Consider the following 21754-nt stretch of genomic DNA (forward strand, 5'->3'; position numbering starts at 1 on the left):
GCCGGTAAATATCAGCAATGCGTCGCATCCGCGCCCTGCGTGTGGGCAAATTCGCTTACTATTATCGAATTCCGTATTCATCTGCCCCGACACTCCTGCACCATGTTTCATCCCTACATCATAGCGGCGCTGCCCTTTATTCTCAGTCTTCTGGTTGCCTGTCTTGTCATCGCCACCGCATCTCTTCTGTACCTGCTATTTGGCACTCTCAAGGAAACCAATGCGCTGCTCAAGCACCCGTACCTGACGCAACAGCCCTTTAATCGCTATCCCATGGGCATCCGCGGCGCCATTTTGCTGGATTATTTCCTGCGCCTGTTTTTGCCTAACAGCACGGTCTGGCTGGCCGGACATGCCAACATTCTGCTGGCCCATGTCAATCCCAAGACCGTTCCCCTGCGCATTCGCTGGCCGTTGCTCGGGCTGTGGGGAGCATGCCTGCTCGGCATCGTGCTGATGATTATTTTCTGGGCGCTGATGCTGACTGTGCGTGCGTAGTCACTCGCGAGCCAGCGCCGCGAGCTTTTCATTTGCTTAGCAAAAGGATTTCTGATGACCTTGCAGATTACCCACCGTCCTGAAGCAGGACGGATCGAAGCGACCGTTGACAACAGTCTCTGCTACATAGATTACCGGCAGGAAGGCAAGGTGATGCATGTGCTGCACACCATCGTGCCCGATGCCGTGGGCGGGCGAGGCATTGCCGGTGAACTCACTGAATACGCCATTGACCTGGCCCGCAAAAATGGCTGGAAGATCAATCCGGTCTGCACCTATACGGTTGCCTATTTCAAGCGTCATCCCGAGTATGCAGACATGAAGGCGGCGTGACCCGCCCAGCCTGACAATATCAATTGCTGACTTTCAGATTCAACTGCTGCACTGCCTTGGCAATGGCCGCCTGATTCCCCATCTGCGTTTGCATGACAAATGTCATAAGCTGCAATGGCGGATCGGGATTGACCGACACCGTCAGCCTGTCCGCTTCGTTTTTCATAAAACGGCTGACCGACTTGCACGCTTCTTCGGCGTTGGCAATACCCTGAGCCGGCGCCTGCACCAGGCAGTCGCTTTCCGATTTGGCCAGACGGGCCTCAAAAGCCTGCAACTGCTGCTCACTCGGTTTGCCATCTACCGGCGCCACACCCTGCTGCACTTTGACCACACGGGGCATCAGGCCGGCGTCATCAAACGTCATGGACATTTCATGAATCTTCAGCGATGACAAGGCACCCATCAGCGCCAGCGGGTTGGACTGCAGCTCTTCAGACTGGGTGCGCGATGCCTTGACCAGCTCGGCAATCTGGCTCAATTTCAGCAACATTTTCAGATTGCCAACTTCGGACTGCTTCAGATCCAGGTCTACATCTGCGGCATCCTGTTTTTCATCCTGCATGCCCTTCATTCTGCCGTCAAGCAGCGGCAGCTTGTCGTAGCCCAGCTCGCCGGCCTTATCTTTCAGAAGCGCCAGAAACGGACTGTTGCCTGAATCATCGGCAAGTCCGGCAAATTCGAAATCATAGTGTTGCAGCCCGGCATCTTGCTGCAATTTATGCACCGTCAGACTCTTAATCGTGAAAAACCGGGCGGGATCATCCTTGCGCGTGATTTTCACATCATGCAGAGACGCGTTTCCCAAAATCGTTGCATCCAGCGAACCCCATGTCACATTGTCCTGCATGCCGTTTTCAACCAGGTATGCATTGAGTTTTTCTTCCACCTGGGTTTTGGCATAGTAGTTGCCCCCAAACCAGGCAGCGGCGGCCACCACGACCAGCGCCCCTACTGTATAAGCCAATTTTCTGGATCCTGCCATTTTGTTTCCTTACTTTCGTTAAATCATGCCATTTTCCTGTCGGATGGCCACAGTCTGACACAGAATTGAACAACCCCGCAGCCAGCCTAGCGGATTGTAACGGGTTTTCCGGTGACGCCGTGCGACAATAAGTCTTATGTCTTATATAAGACATTTGCTAATGTAGTGCTAAACCCTTATAATGATAGGCGAAAATCATTCTCCTCTCCTTTTATTTCAAGGGTCTTAACATGCTGGAATCCTATCGTCAGCACGTCGCAGAACGCGACGCGCTGGGCATCCCTCCCCTTCCTCTATCAGCCAAACAGACAGCAGAGCTCATCGAGCTGCTCAAGTCGCCTCCCGCCGGCGAAGAAGCCTATCTGCTTGATCTGATTACCCACCGTGTGCCAGCCGGTGTCGACGATGCAGCAAAGGTCAAGGCCTCTTACCTGGCCGCAGTCGCCTTTGGTACAGAAAAATGCCCGCTTATTTCCGCTGAAAAAGCCACCGAGCTGCTGGGCACCATGCTGGGCGGCTACAACATCAGCCCGCTGATCGAACTGCTGGACAACGACAAACTGGGTACCATCGCTGCAGAGGCGCTGAAAAAAACCCTGCTCGTATTCGATGCCTTCCACGATGTGCAGGAAAAGGCTGAAAAAGGCAACGCCAACGCCAAAGCCGTCATGCAAAGCTGGGCCGATGCCGAATGGTTCACCAGCCGTCCCGAAGTACCCGAAAGCCTGACGATTACCGTTTTTAAAGTCACCGGCGAAACCAATACCGATGACCTGTCTCCTGCGCCCGACGCCTGGAGCCGCCCGGACATTCCGCTGCACGCCCTGGCCATGCTCAAAAACCCGCGCGAGGGTATTGAACCCCAGGAACCAGGCAAAATCGGCCCCATCAGCCAATTGAACGATCTGAAAGCCAAAGGCAATCTGGTTGCCTACGTCGGCGACGTGGTCGGTACCGGCTCGTCACGCAAGTCAGCCACCAACTCAGTGCTGTGGTTCACCGGCCAGGACATTCCCTTTGTTCCCAACAAACGCTTTGGTGGCGTCTGTCTGGGCAGCAAAATCGCCCCGATCTTCTACAACACCATGGAAGACGCCGGCGCCCTGCCCATCGAACTGGATGTTTCGGGCATGAATATGGGCGACGTGGTTGAACTGCGTCCCTACGAAGGCAAGGCCCTGAAAGACGGCCAGGTTGTAGCCGAATTCAAGGTCAAGTCAGAAGTGCTGTTTGATGAAGTGCGCGCCGGCGGCCGTATCCCGCTGATCATTGGTCGCGGCCTGACCGCCAAAGCCCGTGAAGCGCTGGGTCTGCCTGCCTCCACGTTGTTCCGCCTGCCTGTTGACCCGGCCGATTCCGGCAAGGGCTATACGCTGGCACAGAAAATGGTGGGCCGTGCCTGTGGTCTTCCTGAAGGCAAAGGCGTTCGCCCCGGTACCTACTGCGAGCCCAAAATGACCTCTGTCGGCAGCCAGGACACCACCGGCCCCATGACCCGCGACGAGCTCAAAGACCTGGCCTGCCTGGGCTTTTCCGCTGATCTGGTCATGCAATCGTTCTGCCACACCGCCGCCTATCCGAAACCCGTAGACGTCAAAACCCATCACGAGTTGCCTGACTTTATCAGCGACCGTGGCGGCATCGCCCTGCGCCCGGGTGACGGTATCATCCACTCATGGCTGAACCGCATGCTGTTGCCCGATACAGTCGGCACCGGCGGCGATTCGCATACCCGTTTCCCGATCGGTATCAGCTTCCCTGCCGGCTCAGGCCTGGTAGCCTTTGCTGCAGCCACAGGCGTCATGCCGCTGGACATGCCTGAATCCGTTCTGGTTCGTTTCAAGGGCAAAATGCAGCCCGGCGTCACCCTGCGTGACCTGGTCAACGCCATTCCGCTGTATGCCATTAAAAACGATCTTCTGACCGTAGCCAAACAGGGCAAGAAAAACATCTTCTCTGGCCGTATCCTGGAAATCGAAGGATTGCCCAATCTGAAAATAGAACAGGCATTCGAGCTGTCCGACGCCTCTGCCGAGCGCTCTGCTGCCGGCTGCACGGTCCGCCTGGACAAGGAACCGATTATCGAATACCTGAACAGCAATATCACGCTGCTCAAGTGGATGATCGCAAACGGCTATGAAGACGAACGCTCACTGGCCCGCCGCATCAAGGCCATGGAAGCCTGGCTTGCCAATCCTCAATTGCTCGAACCCGACGCCAACGCAGAATACGCTGCCGTCATTGAAATTGATCTGGCCGATATTCACGAGCCTATCGTTGCCTGCCCGAACGATCCGGACGATGTCAAGACTCTGTCCGACGTGGCCGGTGAAAAAATCGATGAAGTCTTTATCGGCAGCTGCATGACCAACATCGGCCACTTCCGTGCTGCGTCCAAGCTGCTTGAAGGCAAGCGCGACATTCCGGTCAAACTGTGGGTTGCACCACCGACCAAAATGGACCAGAAGCAGTTGACCGAAGAAGGTCATTACGGCGTGCTGGGTGTGGCCGGCGCCCGTATGGAAATGCCCGGCTGCTCGCTGTGCATGGGCAACCAGGCGCAGGTCCGTGAAGGCGCGACCGTCATGTCTACCAGTACCCGCAACTTCCCCAACCGCCTGGGTAAAAATACCTTCGTGTATCTGGGATCAGCCGAACTGGCCGCCATCTGCTCGCGTCTGGGTAAAATCCCGACTCGTGAAGAATATATGGCCGACATGGGTATCATTGATAAAAACAGCAAGGATATCTATCGCTACATGAACTTCGACCAGATCGAAGATTTCCGCGAAATCGCCGACTCAGTCTGAAGCTGATTTGCATCGGTCTGTCCGCAGGACGGGCCGATGCGATCTGGTTCATCTGGCCCGAAGCAGGAACCTGCATTACAATTGAAATACCGGCATGCTTGCGTGTCACCTGGCCCTGTCCTTGCGACCGGGTTTTTTGTGTGCGCCAGCAGCGCCGACCTCCCTTCTGCATTATCCGTTCACGGCATCGCCTACGCAATATCGGTGCCGGAGCGCTTTTTTTCGGACACAGACATGCATCTGGATCACCCCATTCCCATTTTGCGCATTTTCTCTATCCCGCTTGCCGAGTCTTTTTACCTGGATTTTCTGGGGTTTGAAAAACGCTGGGAGCACCGCTTTGAACCAGATCTGCCGCTGTACACGGAAATTGCGCGCGACAATCTGGTCCTGCATCTGAGCGAACATTACGGCGACGGCACGCCCGGCAGTGCCGTCTTTTTACCCATGGAAGGAATCCATGAATTCCAGCAAACGCTGATCGCCCAGAGGGCCTCCTTTGCACGCCCCGGCGTGGAGAAAGCCTCATGGGGTTTCACAATGGATATCACTGATCCGTTCGGCAACCATCTGCGCTTTTGCGAGCGCCGTCACGAGCATAGTTAGTACCATGCGCTGCGGCGCGTCCGTAGCGGTGGCGGCGGTGACAATAGCGGCAATAGCGATGATGAAAAAGAGCGCAGTCGCGCTGTAGGTCGGCCGATCGACCAGATCCGCGGGCCTGTATCGGTGGCGCTGCCATAACAGTTTGGCGACAAATACCACCATTGCGCCACAAATTCGGCGATTTTGTTCCAATCGCTTGAAAAGCCACGCGGGTGGTGGTGTAATCTGTAGCATACTTTACCAAATAGACGCTTTATACAAATTAACAAAATTTCTATAAAAAACAGGTCTTACACACCAGGCTTGCGGTTCTGTATGGGTTAAAGCAATTTCTGTGATGCCGGGCTGTGCCAATGCGCGACCTGCGCATCATCAATCAGTCCGAAACAATCCAATCGTCACTATGAACCGAGTTCCCTATCAGTTTTCCCAACGTGCTACCCAACTGACCAGTTCCGCGATCCGTGAAATTCTCAAAATCACCGAACGTCCGGATGTCACTTCCTTTGCCGGCGGCCTGCCCTCCCATTTAGGCTTTCCCGCTGAACAAATCCGCGCCGCGTATAACCGCGTACTGGCAGACTCCCCCAACGTTGCCCTGCAATATGGCCCCACCGAGGGCTACCGCCCCTTGCGCGAATGGGTCGTCAGCGACTTTCAGGCACGCGGCACGCATATTGATATCGACGAAGTCCTGATTGTCTCCGGTTCCCAGCAGGCACTTGACCTGATTGGCAAACTGCTGATCGATCCGGGCAGCAAAGTGCTGGTCGAATCCCCCAGCTATCTGGGTGCGCTGCAGTCGTTCTCGCTGTTTGAACCCGCTTACGAACCGGTAGCCACAGACGATGGCGGACTCGTGCCGGAAGACATCAGCGAAGAAAAAGCCGATGGTGCGCGATTCATTTACTGCCTGCCCAATTTCCAGAACCCGACCGGCCGCACCATGAATCTGGAACGCCGCCAGGCCCTGGTCGAGCGTTGCGCCCGCCTGAATGTGCCCATTGTTGAAGACGACCCGTATGGCGAGCTGCGCTATGTCGGCGAACCGCTGCCCGGACTGTTGCAACTGGGACGCGAAGCCGGTGCAACCGTGCTGCGCATGGGTTCATTTTCAAAAGTCCTGTCTCCCGGCATGCGCCTGGGATACCTGGTAGCACCGCGAGAAATTATCGCCAAACTGGTGCAAATCAAACAGGCCACAGATCTGCACACCGCCACCGTCACCCAGATGGCCGTTTATGAAACCATCAAGGACGGCTTTCTGAAAACCCATCTGCCCAAAGTGCGCGAATTATATCGCCATCAGTGTCAGTTCATGCTGGACGCAATGGACGAGCATTTCCCCAAATCGGCCAAATGGACGCGCCCGACCGGCGGCATGTTTATCTGGGTGCGGGTCGATGAAAAATTCGACACCACGCAGGCATTGGCACAGGCCGTTGAGCAGTACAAGGTGGCCTATGTACCGGGCGAACCATTCTACCCCGGTGCCAACGCGCCGAAAAATACGCTGCGCCTGAGTTTTGTCACCGTGACAGAAGAAAAAATCCGGGCCGGCATTGCCGACCTGGGCAAACTTTTCACGCCCTGATGCGACGCGACATTTAAATTCAACTGTAATATCAGGCAAAGGCGGTTATCCTATGGGTAGCCGCCTTTTTTGTTGTCTTGCGCACGGGTAAAAGGAGTAAAATGTTCCGTACCCATTCCAGTCTGCAAGCATCATCCCGGAGAATAAATATGTCGTTATCCAGTACTCTCAAAGAATTCAATATCGGCAGTAAAGTTGCACAATATTACTCGCTTCCCGAACTGGGCAAACAGCTTGGCGTAGACATCGAATCGCTGCCGGTTTCCATCCGGATCGTGCTTGAATCGGTGCTTCGCAACTGTGATGGCCAGAAAATTACCGAAGACCACGTGCGCCAGCTGGCCAACTGGCAGGCGGTCGCCAAGCGCGAAGATGAAATCCCGTTTGTCGTGGCCCGCGTAGTGCTGCAGGACTTCACCGGCGTGCCGTTGCTGGCCGACCTGGCGGCCATGCGTGCCGTTGCCGACAAAATGGGCAAAGACCCCAAGAAGATCGAGCCCCTGGTGCCGGTTGACCTGGTGGTTGACCACTCGGTCATGATTGATTATTTCGGCACCAAAAACGCACTGGACCTGAACATGAAAGTGGAGTTCCAGCGCAATAAGGAACGCTACCAGTTCATGAAGTGGGGCATGCAGGCCTTTGACACCTTCGGCGTCGTGCCTCCGGGCTTTGGCATTGTGCACCAGGTCAACCTGGAATATCTGGCGCGCGGCGTCTATCAAAAAGACAACGTGTATTACCCCGATTCCCTGGTGGGAACAGACAGTCACACCACCATGATCAATGGCATTGGCGTAGTGGCCTGGGGCGTGGGCGGCATCGAAGCCGAGGCCGCCATGCTGGGCCAGCCGATCTATTTCCTCACGCCCGATGTGATTGGCGTCGAACTCACCGGCAAGCTGCGCGGCGGCGTCACGGCCACTGACCTGGTCCTGACGCTGACTGAGATGCTGCGCCGCGAAAAGGTCGTGGGCAAGTTCGTGGAATTCTGTGGGGAAGGCACGGCGACGCTGTCAGTCACCAATCGCGCCACCATCGGCAATATGGCGCCCGAATACGGCGCCACCATGGGCTTCTTCCCGGTCGACGATCACACCATCGACTACTTCAAGGGCACCGGCCGCACCGATGAAGAAGTGGCCGCGCTGGAAAGCTACTTCAAAGCCCAGAACATGTACGGCATTCCCAAAGGCAAGGACATCCGCTACACCAAGCTGCTGCACCTGGATCTGTCCACGGTTGCACCCTCCCTGGCCGGCCCCAAGCGTCCGCAGGACCGTATCGAAATCGGCAATGTCAAGAATACGTTTGCCGACCTGTTTGTCAAACCTGCGCTTGAAAACGGCTTTAACCAGCCTCCGGAAAAATTCGATCAGACATTCGAAACCAGCGAAGGAACCAAGCTCAAAAACGGCGATATCCTGATCGCTGCAATCACATCGTGCACCAATACCTCCAACCCCAGCGTGATGCTGGCGGCCGGCCTGCTGGCCAAAAAGGCTGTGGAAGCGGGCATGAAAATCCCGGGCCATATCAAAACATCGCTCGCACCCGGCTCACGCGTAGTCACCGAATACCTCACCGCCACCGGCCTGCTGCCCTATCTGGACAAGCTCGGCTTTGACGTGGCCGCGTACGGTTGCACGACCTGTATCGGCAATGCCGGCGACCTGGCAGCGGATATCAACCAATCCATCATAGAAAATGACCTGGTCTGCGCTGCCGTTCTCTCAGGCAACCGCAATTTTGAGGCCCGTATTCATCCGAACATCAAGGCCAACTTTCTCGCTTCCCCGCCTTTGGTAGTGGCTTACGCCCTGGCCGGCACCATCAATAAAAACCTGATGACCGAACCAGTAGGCAAAGGCAAGAAAGGCGATGTTTGGCTAGGCGATATCTGGCCGAGTGAAGAAGAGGTTCAGGCCCTGCTCAAAACGGCGATGCAACCCGAAGTCTTCCGCCAGAACTATGCCCAGGTCAAAACCAACCCCGGCAAGCTCTGGGAAAATATCAAGGGTGTATCGGGCGACGTCTACAACTGGCCTGAATCCACCTATATCGCCAAACCACCGTTCTTCGACACCTTCGACATGGCACCCGCCCCCATGCCGCCGGTCAAGAATGCCCGCGCGCTGGGCGTCTTCGGTGATTCGGTCACGACCGACCACATTTCACCCGCCGGTTCCATCAAGGAAACCTCACCCGCAGGTCGCTGGCTGAACGAAAACGGCATCATGAAAGCCGACTTCAACAGCTACGGTTCGCGCCGCGGTAATCATGAAATCATGATGCGCGGCACCTTCGCCAACGTACGCATCAAGAACCTGATGATCCCGCCCCTGCCGACCGGCAGCCGTGTGGAAGGCGGCGAGACCCTGTATCAGCCCGGTGGCGAGCAGATGTCCATTTACGATGCGGCCATGAAATATGTTACCAACGGTATTCCCACCGTGGTGTTCGGCGGTGAAGAATATGGCACGGGTTCTTCGCGCGACTGGGCTGCCAAAGGAACCCAATTGCTGGGGGTCAAGGCCGTCATTGCACGCAGTTTCGAACGTATTCACCGCAGCAACCTGGTGGGCATGGGGGTGCTGCCCCTGCAGTTCAAGGGCAGCGACAGTGTCGACACCCTGGGCATTACCGGCACCGAAACATTCGATATCAGCGGACTGGAAGATGGCATCAGGGCACAGCAGGATGTCACGCTGACCATTCGTCGGGAAGATGGTACATCACAAGACGTTCCCGTGCTGCTGCGTATTGATACCCCGATCGAAGTTGATTATTATCAGAATGGCGGTATTTTACCGTTCGTCCTGCGCCAGCTGCTTTAAGCAAGTCCTGGGGCTCGCTGTGGCGGTTATCCAGAACGCAGGCAAACGTCCGTGCTCTGGTACCGCCGGCCCCGGCAAGCAATTGACGCTTTGCCCGATCTGCGCTGGAACGCGCGATCCCAACAAGCTGCCCGGTCTGTCGTTCAAACGCAGGCCAACAGCGTAACTGCATGTGTAATGAACCGGAAAAAACCAGCCAGCCTGCACGCCAGCGATCAGCCCTTACTTGATTTATGCCTTGCCCTGAAGCAATCAGGCTGCATTGTTGAAGATCGTTATTGGGAAAACCAGATTCAGACTGCGTTGCTGGATATTTTCAATCAAAGCCGCAAGAAAACCATCGAGCGCCTGCTCGATTATCTGTCCGAGAGCGACTCGGAAACCCACGACATTCTGCTTGAGCACGCCGAAACGCTGTCGGAGTCTTGCGAATGGAGCAGCGAGGGTATGCACTACGATTGTGTATTCGTTGCCATCCCGGTCATTGCCTGGACCCGGTTTGAAATTCCCCTGCCAATGCTGGATGACACCACCCAGGAGACGCTCAGCAGCCTCGTAAAGCAGCATATTGCCGCCCGCGACGTACGCATCGCGATCCACCCCCAGGTGCTCAGTGTCGACCAGATGCCGCGCTCGTTCACAGGCGTGTTCCAGTGGATGAAGGCCATCACCGGCAGGGCCTTTGGCGAACAGGCCCGTTCCACCGTTGCGCTTGACGACCAGCCCGAAGAAATGCAATTGATGTCCGATAGCCGCTTCGTGCTGGCCGCCTTCTGCACCCCGAAAGACCAGGCCGTCTTCCGCTGGCAGCAGGCAGAAGCCGAACACAGTCAGCAGCGCCAGATCTGCCTGGACAACTGGCGGGAAGCGGCAACGCCCCTGTTCCAGAAGCTGCTGCCCGCCTGTGGCCTGGAGCTCATGCTGCCCGACGCTTTCTATATTGCCAACCGCCAGGCCGACAAACGCATTCGTTTTGCCGCCATCACCGCTGCAACGCAGTGGCTGCAAACGGTATTTGCGGTCGCGCCCGATGCCTTCCGTGCCACCGTCGCCCTGTACCAGGACAACGCCCTGCGGGAAATTCGCATCGGATTCACTCTGCTGCAATCGCATGAAATCGTCTATGGCTGCCTGTGGCCGGTCTTCCCGGATGAACTCGAAAACCAGCAACTGGAATCGATCAACGATTTCGCCCAACTCGACACACTGCTGGAACATCTGCAGAACAACGGCATCCGCCATATCACTGTGCTCAAGGAAGTGCTGGATGGCAGCAGCGATGTGTCAGACGAACCGCTCTTTCCCAATCCTGCCGGCGAGCTGTTGCCGGTCATGATGCCTGACACTTCGGAGGATCCGATTGGGCGATTCCACTAAAACCCCGACACCCGCCGGACCGCGGATCGATATTTTCTGCCGGGTCGTCGACAATTTCGGAGATATCGGCGTGTGCTGGCGACTGGCCCGTTCCCTGTGCCGGGAATGGCCGGCGCAGGTCAGGCTCTGGGTCGATGATCTGGACAGTTTTGCACGCCTTGCTCCGGCTGTTGAACCGAAGCTGGCGGCACAAAAGGTCGATGATATCGACATCGTGCACTGGACCGATGAAACCACCGGCCATGTACCGGCAGAACTGGTGATTGAAGCCTTTGCCTGCGATCCGCCGGCAGCCTATGTCGATGCCATGCCCGGTCGCACTCGCTTGTGGCTGAATCTGGAATATCTGTCGGCAGAGTCCTGGACAGCCGGGTTTCATGCCCAGCCCTCTCCACAACGCAATGGCGTGTCAAAGTATTTCTTTTTCCCGGGCTTCTCCGCTGACACCGGCGGCCTGATCTGCGAAGAAGGGCTCAGCCTGCAGCGCCGCAATTGGACACATTCCCCCAGCAAGCAAAAGCATTTTCTGGAAAAAATCGGCCTGACCCAGGCACAGGCTTATCTGGATGGGGATACTCTGTTCATCAGTCTGTTCTGTTATCCTTCCGCCCCCTATCGAAGCCTGCTGCACGCGCTGCGTAAATCACACAGGCCCGTCGTGTTGCTGGTGCCGCAATCGGTCCTGCCGCAGCTGGAGCGAGACGCCGCCACCACGCTATTGCGCGATGTCGCCACGCAGCCGACCGGCGCCGACCTGCCCGGATTGACGCTGCTGCGTATCCCGTTCCTGGCCCAGGAAGAATACGACCAGCTTCTGTGGATGTGTGATCTGAATTTCGTTCGCGGCGAAGACAGCTTCGTGCGGGCGATTTGGGCCCGCAAGCCCTTTTTGTGGCACATCTACGAACAAAGTGAAAATACCCATCTAAAAAAACTGCAGGCCTGGCTGGCCCTGTTCCCGGGGCACGAGGAAACCAAGGCCATGATGCGCAGCTGGAATTCACCCTCGCGCCACGCCTATTTCACCAATCAGCTGATCAGCGTGCTCAATACGCCGGGACAATTGGACAGCTGGCGCCGAAGCTGTCGTACCTTTGCCGAAAATTTGTCTAAAAACAAGACATTATCGACATCAATCCGGCTTTTTTATGAAAACGCCGTCAACTCAGGCTAAAATCATACTTTTTTCCGCCGGCGTCCGCACTTAGACAACACGCCAGTCCGGTTTGCAGCGGAATCAGCCACACCCATTCCATCCGGAGCATATTTAATGAAAACCGCACAAGAACTGCGCGTAGGTAACGTCGTCATGGTCGGCACCGAGCCCCTGGTCGTTCAGAGAGCCGAATACAACAAGTCCGGCCGCAACGCCGCTGTCGTCAAACTCAAATTCAAAAACCTGCTGACCGGTTCCGGCAGCGAGCAGGTTTCCAAGGCAGACGAAAAATTTGAAGTCGTCATGCTGGACAAAAAAGAGTGCACCTATTCGTATTTCGCCGACCCCATGTATGTGTTCATGGACGAAGAATACAACCAGTATGAAGTCGAAGCCGAAAGTATGGGCGACGCATTGAACTACCTGGAAGAAGGCATGACTGTTGAAGTGGTCTTCTACGAAGGACGCGCCATCTCTGTCGAGCTGCCCACCATCATCGTTCGTGAAATCACATACACCGAGCCTGCCGTCAAGGGCGACACTTCAGGCAAAGTGCTCAAGCCTGCAAAAATCAGCACCGGTTACGATCTGTCGGTGCCCCTGTTCTGCAATATCGGCGACAAAATCGAAATCGACACGCGCACCAACGAATACCGCAGCCGCGTCATGTAATCAAACATAATCGGGCTTTGCATAATACGCGCAGCCCCATTATGAAAGAGCCCGTTGACAATACTGATTCAATCAGTTTCGCCAACGGGCTTTTTTTGAACAGCAGACCAGGATGAGACAGTTCGTCCGCAGCAAATGGCCTGACTCAACGTGCCTGCTAGTCCCTGAAGTTGTTGAAACTCAATGGCGCGTCAGCCACCTCTTTTTTGAGCAAGGCAATCACATCCTGCAGCGTGTCGCGCTTGGCGCCGGTCACTCGCACGGTGTCGCCCTGGATACTGGCCTGAACCTTCAGTTTACTGTCCTTGATCAAGCGCACGATTTTCTTGGCAAGATCGCCAGTGACGCCCTTGCGGATAGTATTGATCTGCTTGAGCTTGTCGCCGGAAATGCGCTCTTCCTTGCCTTTTTCCAGAAAGCGCAAGTCGACATTGCGTTTAGCCAATTTGCCGAGCAGGACCTCGCGCACCTGCGCCACCTTGAAATCATCATCAGCATAAATGGTCAACTCAAGCTCTTTCTGTTCGATTCGGGCATCGGACCCCTTGAAATCGAATCGGGTAGACACTTCTTTGTTTGCCTGATCTACCGCGTTGCGTACTTCGGTCATATCGGCTTCACTGACCACGTCAAAACTGGGCATTGCTCTCTCCATCTATTGATATCAAAGGTATTCTACGCGTCCTGCCGGACTGTTTCAACGTTGCCCCCACAATCGCAAATCCGGTTTTTTTGTAAATCCGCAGATGTGTTGACTGCAATATGACACGCAAACTTGGTAGACTTGCCTGACAATGACCGTTTTTCCGGTCAGGATGATTTTATCAGTCCCCACTATTGAACAAGGATACCCATCATGAGTGCACTGAATATACTTGAATCCCTGTTGAACGCCGGCAAATCCGCCATGAACCAGGCGAGCACCTCGGCCAAATCGGCCACCTCCGGCGACAAGCCGCTACTGACAGACGGCGACAAAACCACCCTGAGCGCAGGCGTGCTGGGCATGCTCGTCGGTCACAAGGCCAACAGCAATCTGGCAACCTACGGAGGCCTGGCGGCGCTGGGGACCGTCGCTTACCGTGCCTACCAGCGCTGGCAGGCAAACCAGTCGGATCGTCAACCGGAAATGCAGGCATCTGCCGCCGCACCGGCCGCCACACAAACCCAGGCCCCCACCCCCATCAACCAGTTGCCTGCCGATCAGGCCGAAGTGCAAAGCAAGGCCATTCTGACCGCCATGATTGCCGCGGCCAAGGCGGACGGGCATATAGAAGAAAACGAACAGACCATTCTGGATCAGTATTTCAGCAAAATGAGTACACCGGAAGAGCAGGCCTGGCTGCGCGCGGAGCTGGCCAAGCCGGTAGATCCCGTAGCCATCGCCAGCCTGGCAACCGATCCGCATCTGGCATCACAAATGTATGCTATCAGCGTGTCTATTATCGATACCTCCAATTTCATGGAAAAGGCTTATCTGGACGAGCTGGCCAAACAGCTGGACCTGACGCCCGAACTGAAAGCAGAACTGGAAACGCAGGTCGCCAAAGCTTAAGCACTCGCTTGATCGTAAATGCGCCGGCTGTCATCTTTCCCGGCGCCATCCATTGAAAACGGCTTGTACACGATCGTACAAGCCGTTCTTATTTGGCACGCCGCCGCCGCGTGATCAACTGGCCCGAAACCGCAAGGGACTCAGTGCCCCCGGGTCAACGCCCTGCGAAAGCAGGTCATCGGGCAGCGCTTCATTGCGCGCCAGCGCGGCCGCCAGTCTGGAAGCACCGTCGGCAGACTGGATGCCATACCCACCCTGCCCGGCCAGCCAGAAAAAACCCTCTGCCTCAGGGTCCCAGCCCGTCACCAGATTGCCATCAGGCGCAAAGCTGCGCAAGCCGGCCCAAGTATGGCTCGGACGGCGAATCTGCAGGGTCGTTGCCTGTTCGATATAATAAATACCCGTCGCGATATCCAGTTCTTCGGGCACCACGTCCTGTGGGTCCACATCGTCGGCATTCGCAGGCGACCCCATCAATTGACCGGCATCGGGCTTGAAATAATAGGTTTCTTCAATATCGCAGACCATGGGCAGCGTCTCCAGGTTCAAGCCCGGCGGCGGCGGAAAAGTGAAAGCGCTGCGCCGGCGTGGCTGGATGTCTATCGGCCTGACACCGCAGGCCTGCGCCAGCACATCGGCCCAGGCGCCTGCCGCATTGACGATATGACGGGCCTGAAAGCGCCGCCCATCGGCACTCTCCAATGTCCACAACCCGTCTTGTCGTGCGCCCTTGCGAACGTCAACAGAAAACGCCAGTTCCACCCCGTTACGTTTCATGCCCTTCAAATAAGCCTGATGCAGCGCATTGACATCAATGTCTTCGGCATCCCGCTCAAAAATGCCTCCATACAAATTATCTTCTTTCATGCAGGGGGCCAGGGCCAGCACCTGCTGCGCCGTCAGCCACTCCACATTGGGTGCGCGCGTCAGCAATTCGCGATAGGTGGCATCTGCCACTGCTTTCTGGCCATGCGTCGCCACATAGATGCACCCTCGCGGATGCAAGACCGGACTGTCGGCAAAACCGGTAGCGCAGGCATTCTCGAAAAACGTGCGACTGGCGCGCGTCAATGCCTGAAGTTGAGGTGGACCATACGTTTCAATGAACATGGCAGCCGAACGACCCGTCGAATGGTACCCGGCATGGGCTTCGCGTTCCAGCACCAGGATTTTGCCCGGACGCTGCGATAACTGATAAGCAAAAGAGGCCCCGGCAATGCCGGATCCGATCACAATATAATCAAACACCGATTCATCACGCACTGCATTCCTCCCGTTCCAAATCCATCCTGGCGAAGTCACTGACGCCGCGTCAACGGCCCGCCTGTGCCATCGTGAACGAGCCGACTGACGACCCGATCCCGACACAGTCATTATGGATCAGAACACGGAGAAAAGCACGCGCACCGGCCAACTCTGCAGCAGCTTTACAACCAGCCGGTCTTGCGAAACTGGCGAAACAACAGGCCGCAGATCAAAAACATCAGCAGCATGACAAGGGGGTATCCGTATTGCCAATCCAGTTCCGGCATATCCTTGAAATTCATGCCATAGATACCGGCGATGGCCGTGGGCACCGCCAGAATGGCGGCCCAGGAGGCCAGTTTTTTGGTAATGTCGGTCTGGTGCGCCTGCGCAATCATCTGGCTGGCCTCAAAAGCAAAGGCCAGTGATTCGCGCAGGGCGTTCATCTGGTCATCTATCCGCGCCACCCGGTCGGAAACGACACGGTAATAGGCTTGCGAATCCGATTCGACAAAAGCCAGATTCACCACCGACATTCGCGTACAGATCTCAATAACCGGGGCAATCGACGTGTGCACTCGCAGCAGGTCACGGCGCATCTTATACAGCTTGCGCACGTCAGACTCCCGAAAGCCGTGCAGAATCATTTTCTGCTCCAGTTGTTCGACATCGGCTTCAAACTTGCCTGCCAGCGCCAGATAACTGTCGGCCAGGCCATCGAGTATTTCGGCCACCACAAAGTCACTGCCGCGCGCGATCAGATCGGGCGAGCCCTCAAGCCGCTTGCGAACCGGCGTGTTGGTCATGGCCTCGCCACGCCGCACAGTGAGGATAAAGCTTTGTCCGAAAATCATCTGCATTTCGCCATAGACGATTTTCTTATTCTCACGCGAGATGGTCACGGCCACGATCAGGATATAGTCGCCGTAATCAATAATCTTGGGACGATAGTGGCGCTTCAGAATTTCCTTGGTCGCCATTTTGCTGAACGCCAGGTTCTTACAGGTCATGCGCAATTCGTCGTCGGGCGGGTCCTTGAGCCCCGTCCACAGCAGGTGATCGGGATCACGCTTATAACCGGAAATTTTTTCCGGCGCAATCACTGCCCTGCGCTGACCGTTCACATATTCTACAGACGCCACCACGCCCGAGCCCGGGTCGTTTTCTGCCGCTGTTTTGCTCGCAACGCTTTTTGAGCCGGCCCCGGTGGGGTTCGCCTTTTCGCCACCCGCCTCTTGGTCGTGAGCGGCCATTGACGCATCCGGATCCGGGGCATTGTCATCGGTGCCGACTGGCCCGAGGCGTTCGTTCATTTGCGCTTTGGCGATCTCTTTTTTGTCATCTTCCATGTCAGGCTCCCTACAGCGTGGCGATGATACCATCCCTTACCTTACACCCGCATTTCCAATGACCGCAAGTCGATTCACGGACAAAACCCGGTATAGTCTGCCAGCCCACGGGTAATGATCATCCGCTGCACTTCGCTTGTCCCTTCGTAAATCTGGGTAATGCGGGCATCGCGATAAAAACGCTGTACCGGATAGTCCTCCAGAAACCCATAACCCCCATGCACCTGGATTGCCTGCGAGCAGACTTTTTCAGCCATTTCCGAGGCAAACAGCTTGGCCTGGGAGGCTTCGGACAGACACGGAATGCCCCGGTCTTTCAGAGATGCGGCATGTAGCACCATCAACCGCGCCGCGTTGACCTGCGTGTGCATGTCGGCCAGCATATTGGCAATGCTTTGGTGTTTGATCAGCGGTTCGTTGAACTGCACGCGATCCTTGGCATAGGCAATGGCCGCTTCCAGCGCGGCCCGACCGATGCCCACTGCCTGGGCGCCGATGCCGATCCGACCGTTTTCCAGATTCGACAAGGCAATGGACAAGCCGCGCCCCGCTTCGCTCAGCAGATTTTCCTGGGGAATCGTGCAGTCTTCTAGCGTGATGGCGCAAGTATCCGAACCACGGATGCCCAGTTTTTTTTCGACCCGACTGACCACAAATCCGGGCGTGTCGGTCGGCACCAGAAAAGCAGAAATGCCGCGCTTGCCCTGTTCAGGATCAGTCACCGCAAACACAATAGCCAGCTTGGCACGCTTGCCATTGGTGACAAACTGCTTGGCGCCGTTCAGCACCCACTGACCATCGCGCAACTGCGCCCGGGTCTTCAGATTATGCGCTTCGGAACCCGCCTGCGGCTCTGTCAGGCAAAAACACGCGATGGCGCGTCCGCTGGCCAGATCGGGTAGCCATTGTTTTTTCTGGGCATCGTTGCCGCTATTGAGCAGGGTGCCGCAGCCCACTGAACAATGCACCGAAACCAGTGCTCCGGTAGCCGCGTCTGCCGCCGAAATCTCTTCCAGCGCCAGCGCGTAGGATACATAGTCTGTTTTCGAGCCGCCCCACTCCTCGGGTACCACCATACCCAGCAGACCCAGCTCGCCCATCCGCTGCAACACATCATCATCAATCCAGCCGGCAGCCTCCCAGGCTTCGGCCCGGGGCGCGATTTCCTGCGTGGCAAAATCCCGCGTCATATCGCGAATCATGCGCTGCTCTTCGCTTAGGGAAGTATCGAATGTACTCATTTTTCCACCTTGCCCATAGACTGGATAATCGCCGAAAAATCAAGATGCCCATGTCCCTGGGTACTGAAAGTCTGATACAACTGCTGGGCCGTCGCCCCCATCACAACCGGCACCTTCGCTGCGCGCGCCGCTTCGGTGGCCAGCCCCAGATCCTTGAGCATCAGATCCGACCCGAACCCGCCTGTATAGCCATTGGAGGCCGGCGCCGTCTCGACCACATCGGGCCAGGGGTTGTACACTTCAGTGCTCCAGCAACGGCCGGAAGAGGTATTAATAATGCCTGCCAGCACCTTGGGATCCATGCCCAGCGACACACCCAGGCTCATGGCCTCGGCAGCGCCGATCATTGAAATACCCAGCAGCATATTATTGGCCACCTTGGCCACCTGGCCATTGCCGGCGCCGCCGCAGTAAACAATGTTTTTTCCCATTTGTTCCAGCACGGGGCGTGCCTGATCGAATGCGGCCTGCTCTCCGCCCACCATGAACGTCAACGTGCCTGCCTTGGCGCCGCCGGTGCCGCCGGATACAGGCGCATCCAGCATGGTATTGCCCTGTTTGGCGGCAATGGCTGCAACGTCGCGTGACGTCTGTGGGTCGATTGTCGATGAATCAATCAGCAGCACACTGGGGTCCACCGCTGCCAGCACACCCTCTTCACCCAGATACACCTTGCGAACATGGATCGATGCAGGCAGCATGGTAATGAGCACATCGGGCCGGGCTGCCGCCACTTCTTTCGGAGAAGCGGCCGAACTTGCGCCCGCCTTGACCAGTTCGGCGACGGCCGATTCCACCAAATCAAACACCTGCAACTGATGGCCCGCCTTGAGCAGATTCTGCGCCATCGGAGCGCCCATGTTGCCAAGCCCTATAAAACCAATTTTCATTGCTGTCTCCACTGTTTTTATCTGGTTGATTATACAAATTTCAATACGGCAAGATACCGCCAAACGGACCTCTTGAATGTCATTTACAAGACGATTTGTCGTTCAGCGGTCCGCCTCTGTTCACAGGTGTTCACACGACCCGTGAAATCACCTCGCCCGTCTCGAAAAACCGGTCCAGATTGTCGATGACTCGCTGACTCATTTTCAAACGCGTCTCAACGGTGGCACTGGCCGCGTGCGGCATCAGGGTCACGCGTTCGTGCTCACGCAGCGCGGCCGGTACCTCCGGCTCGTTTTCGAACACATCCAGTGCGGCAAACCCCAGCTTGTCTTCCAGCAACAATTGCGTCAAGGCCTCTTCATCAATGACCGTCCCCCGGGATACATTGACAACCGTTCCTTTGGGGCCAAGCGCAAGCAATATTTCACGATTGATCAGGTGATGAGTGGACGGGCCGCCCACGCAGGTCAGCACCAGATAGTCGGCCCACTGCGCCAATGCCGCAAGAGAGGGTTCAAAGGTATAGGGCGTGTCGTCGCGCGGCTTGCGATTGTGATAACGGATTTCGCAGTCAAATCCTGCCATACGGCGCGCCACGGCGGAACCAATGCCTCCGAGGCCCACGATCCCGACGTTCTTGCCCGACACACTTTGCGCCAGCGGGAACGCGCCTTCGGTCGGCCAGCGTCCGTCGCGCACGTAGCGGTCACCCCGCACCAGTTGCCGGGCACTGCCCAACAGCAGGCACACGGCAAGATCCGCTACGCAATCGTTCAGAACGTCGGGCGTATTGCCCAACTGGACCCCCCGTTTCTTGAGTTCGCCGGCGTCAATGGTGTCGTATCCCACGCCGAAGCTGCTCACCACACCCAGGTCCGGCAGGCTGTCCAGCCATTCATTGCGCAGGCCATGACCCGCAGTCGTGACCAGGCCGCGTACCTGTTTACCGTTTTCTGCCAGATAACCCTGGGGATCCGGCTGCTCCCACAGCCTGAGCACCTCATAGTGCGCCTGCAGATGAGCGTTAACCAGCTGCGTGCCGCTGGCGACCTGAACAATTCTGGTTCTTTCCATTTACATCCTCCTCAATTTGAATGCCTGAACATTTCGTCATTGAAAAAGAGAATACCACGACTGTGATCACGCGAACCGCGCCGGACCCGCAATCGATATGCGCTGGCCGTTCAGGCATCTTGCCCTGGCGGCCGCTCGCCCACGGAATCCCATGACAGGCGGGCTTTTTCCAGAATAAATATATCACTCGTTGTAGAATATTAGGTTACTCCCGATTTCGGGCAACTTTTATTGCAAATTCGATGTCTCTCATAGTCCACAAATACGGCGGAACCTCAATGGGCTCCGTTGAACGAATCAAGAATGTTGCGAAACGCGTCGCCAAATGGCACAACGCCGGCCATCAGGTCGTGGTAGTGCCGTCCGCCATGTCCGGTGAAACCAACCGCCTGCTTGGCCTGGCCAAGGACATTTCAGAGCTGCCCGACGGTCGTGAACTGGATATGCTTGCCGCAACCGGCGAACAGGCCAGCAGTGCCTTGCTCGCGCTTGCGCTGCAGGCCGAGGGCATCAAGGCCCGCAGCTACACCGGCTGGCAGGTCCCTGTCCAGACAGACTCGTCTTTTACCAAGGCGCGCATCAAATCCATCGATGACAAACGCATCAAGAATGACCTGAACGACGGACGCGTTGTCGTGGTAACCGGCTTTCAGGGCATCGATCCCGAAGGTCATATTACAACGCTGGGACGCGGGGGTTCAGACACCTCGGCCGTTGCGATCGCTGCTGCGATCGGCGCCGACGAATGCCTGATCTATACCGATGTTGACGGCGTGTACACTACCGATCCACGCGTGGTGCCCGAAGCGCGTCGTCTGGCCGTCATTTCTTTCGAGGAAATGCTGGAAATGGCCTCGCTCGGCTCCAAAGTGCTGCAGATCCGTTCTGTCGAATTCGCGGGCAAATACAAAGTACCCCTGCGTGTCCTGTCCTCCCTTACCGACCCGTCCATTCCTCTGCAGCAAGAGCAGAAATCGGGCACATTAATCACCTTTGAGGAAGATTCAAAAATGGAATCCGCTGTCATTTCCGGTATCGCCTTCAGTCGCGATGAAGCCAAGCTGACGTTGCTGGGTGTGCCAGACAAACCCGGCGTTGCCTATGCCATTCTGGGACCGGTGGCCAAGGCCAATATTGATGTCGATATGATTATCCAGAACCAGTCAGTCGACGGCACGACCGATTTCTCCTTTACAGTTAACCGCAACGAATTCAAACGTGCGACCGATCTGCTGACAGACACCATTCTGCCAGCCGTCGGCGCCCGTGAAGTACTGACGGATGACAAAGTCTGCAAAGTGTCTATTGTGGGTATCGGCATGCGTTCGCACGCAGGTGTCGCCAGCCAGATGTTCAGCACACTGGCCAAGGAAGGCGTCAATATTCAGATGATCAGCACCAGCGAAATCAAAACCTCGGTCCTGATCGAAGATAAATACATGGAACTGGCCGTACGCGCCCTGCACAAGGCGTTCGGTCTGGATCAGGAAGCCGATCAGGCCTGATTGACTGCGGGTGGCCTGTCGCGTTG

The 21754-nt window shown here is 56.4% G+C and carries 18 protein-coding genes; 11 read left to right on the top strand and 7 right to left on the bottom strand.

Translation table 11 applies throughout. The features are described 5' to 3' along the window. Window positions 1-102 precede the first annotated feature (102 nt). Together W822_RS44850 and W822_RS44855 are read left to right on the top strand one after the other, a co-directional pair. Window positions 103-498, top strand: a complete 396-nt coding sequence (locus W822_RS44850; protein ID WP_024007373.1) for a hypothetical protein — start codon at window positions 103-105, stop codon at window positions 496-498. Between the two features lie 54 nt (window positions 499-552). Then, complete coding sequence (locus tag W822_RS44855) at window positions 553-831, top strand: GNAT family N-acetyltransferase (RefSeq protein ID WP_024007374.1); 279 nt, start codon at window positions 553-555, stop codon at window positions 829-831. A gap of 19 nt (window positions 832-850) precedes the next feature. On the opposite strand, the gene W822_RS44860 is transcribed toward W822_RS44855, so the two are convergent. Continuing rightward, the gene (locus W822_RS44860) at window positions 851-1816 is read right to left on the bottom strand and encodes a hypothetical protein (RefSeq protein WP_024007375.1); all 966 of its coding nucleotides are present in this window, start codon (window positions 1814-1816) and stop codon (window positions 851-853) included. Between the two features lie 230 nt (window positions 1817-2046). On the opposite strand from W822_RS44860, the gene acnB reads away from it, so the two are divergent. The 7 genes from acnB (at window position 2047) to efp (ending at window position 12868) form a co-directional block, all read left to right on the top strand. Further along, window positions 2047-4626, top strand: coding sequence for a bifunctional aconitate hydratase 2/2-methylisocitrate dehydratase (gene acnB, locus W822_RS0124210; protein ID WP_031243782.1), 2580 nt, complete (start codon window positions 2047-2049; stop codon window positions 4624-4626). Window positions 4627-4860: 234 nt separating this feature from the next. Beyond that, window positions 4861-5232: a glyoxalase superfamily protein gene (locus tag W822_RS44865; protein WP_024007376.1), complete on the top strand. Its 372-nt coding sequence runs from the start codon at window positions 4861-4863 to the stop codon at window positions 5230-5232. Window positions 5233-5635: 403 nt separating this feature from the next. After that, on the top strand, window positions 5636-6826 hold the full coding sequence (locus W822_RS44870; protein ID WP_024007377.1) for an aminotransferase-like domain-containing protein: 1191 nt from the start codon (window positions 5636-5638) through the stop codon (window positions 6824-6826). A 149-nt stretch (window positions 6827-6975) separates the two neighbouring features. Then, window positions 6976-9663 (top strand): aconitate hydratase AcnA, encoded by a 2688-nt coding sequence (gene acnA, locus W822_RS44875; RefSeq protein ID WP_024007378.1) that lies wholly within the window; start codon window positions 6976-6978, stop codon window positions 9661-9663. 177 nt (window positions 9664-9840) lie between these two features. Continuing rightward, window positions 9841-11040: a DUF2863 family protein gene (locus tag W822_RS44880; protein ID WP_024007379.1), complete on the top strand. Its 1200-nt coding sequence runs from the start codon at window positions 9841-9843 to the stop codon at window positions 11038-11040. Continuing rightward, entirely contained in the window at window positions 11024-12214 is a 1191-nt protein-coding gene (gene earP, locus W822_RS44885; protein WP_024007380.1) for an elongation factor P maturation arginine rhamnosyltransferase EarP, read from the top strand. Before W822_RS44880 ends, earP begins: the two co-directional genes overlap by 17 nt. Before the next feature lie 96 nt (window positions 12215-12310). Beyond that, window positions 12311-12868 carry an elongation factor P gene (gene efp, locus W822_RS44890; RefSeq protein WP_024007381.1) on the top strand — a complete coding sequence of 186 codons (558 nt, stop codon included), beginning with the start codon at window positions 12311-12313 and terminating at the stop codon, window positions 12866-12868. A gap of 157 nt (window positions 12869-13025) precedes the next feature. Here efp and W822_RS44895 read toward each other — a convergent pair whose 3' ends face one another. Beyond that, entirely contained in the window at window positions 13026-13511 is a 486-nt protein-coding gene (locus W822_RS44895; RefSeq protein ID WP_024007382.1) for a YajQ family cyclic di-GMP-binding protein, read from the bottom strand. Between the two features lie 213 nt (window positions 13512-13724). Between W822_RS44895 and W822_RS44900 the strand changes: the two genes are divergently transcribed. Next, on the top strand, window positions 13725-14423 hold the full coding sequence (locus W822_RS44900; protein WP_024007383.1) for a tellurite resistance TerB family protein: 699 nt from the start codon (window positions 13725-13727) through the stop codon (window positions 14421-14423). A 114-nt stretch (window positions 14424-14537) separates the two neighbouring features. On the opposite strand, the gene W822_RS44905 is transcribed toward W822_RS44900, so the two are convergent. The 5 genes from W822_RS44905 to W822_RS44920 all read right to left on the bottom strand — a co-directional run bounded on the left by W822_RS44905 (window position 14538) and on the right by W822_RS44920 (window position 20223). Further along, window positions 14538-15686 (bottom strand): NAD(P)/FAD-dependent oxidoreductase, encoded by a 1149-nt coding sequence (locus W822_RS44905; RefSeq protein WP_024007384.1) that lies wholly within the window; start codon window positions 15684-15686, stop codon window positions 14538-14540. A 164-nt stretch (window positions 15687-15850) separates the two neighbouring features. Further along, entirely contained in the window at window positions 15851-17017 is a 1167-nt protein-coding gene (locus tag W822_RS0124215) for a magnesium and cobalt transport protein CorA (RefSeq protein ID WP_031243787.1), read from the bottom strand. A 74-nt stretch (window positions 17018-17091) separates the two neighbouring features. Then, on the bottom strand, window positions 17092-18258 hold the full coding sequence (locus W822_RS44910; protein ID WP_024007386.1) for an acyl-CoA dehydrogenase family protein: 1167 nt from the start codon (window positions 18256-18258) through the stop codon (window positions 17092-17094). After that, window positions 18255-19148, bottom strand: a complete 894-nt coding sequence (gene mmsB / locus W822_RS44915) for a 3-hydroxyisobutyrate dehydrogenase (protein ID WP_024007387.1) — start codon at window positions 19146-19148, stop codon at window positions 18255-18257. The genes W822_RS44910 and mmsB overlap by 4 nt, the downstream gene beginning before the upstream one ends. A 130-nt stretch (window positions 19149-19278) precedes the next feature. Beyond that, window positions 19279-20223, bottom strand: coding sequence for a 2-hydroxyacid dehydrogenase (locus tag W822_RS44920; protein ID WP_024007388.1), 945 nt, complete (start codon window positions 20221-20223; stop codon window positions 19279-19281). 242 nt (window positions 20224-20465) lie between these two features. Here W822_RS44920 and W822_RS44925 point away from each other — a divergent pair, with 242 nt between their 5' ends. Further along, entirely contained in the window at window positions 20466-21728 is a 1263-nt protein-coding gene (locus W822_RS44925) for an aspartate kinase (protein WP_024007389.1), read from the top strand. Window positions 21729-21754 lie beyond the last annotated feature (26 nt).

Source organism: Advenella kashmirensis W13003 (genome assembly GCF_000506985.1).
Lineage (GTDB): Bacteria > Pseudomonadota > Gammaproteobacteria > Burkholderiales > Burkholderiaceae_B > Advenella > Advenella kashmirensis_A.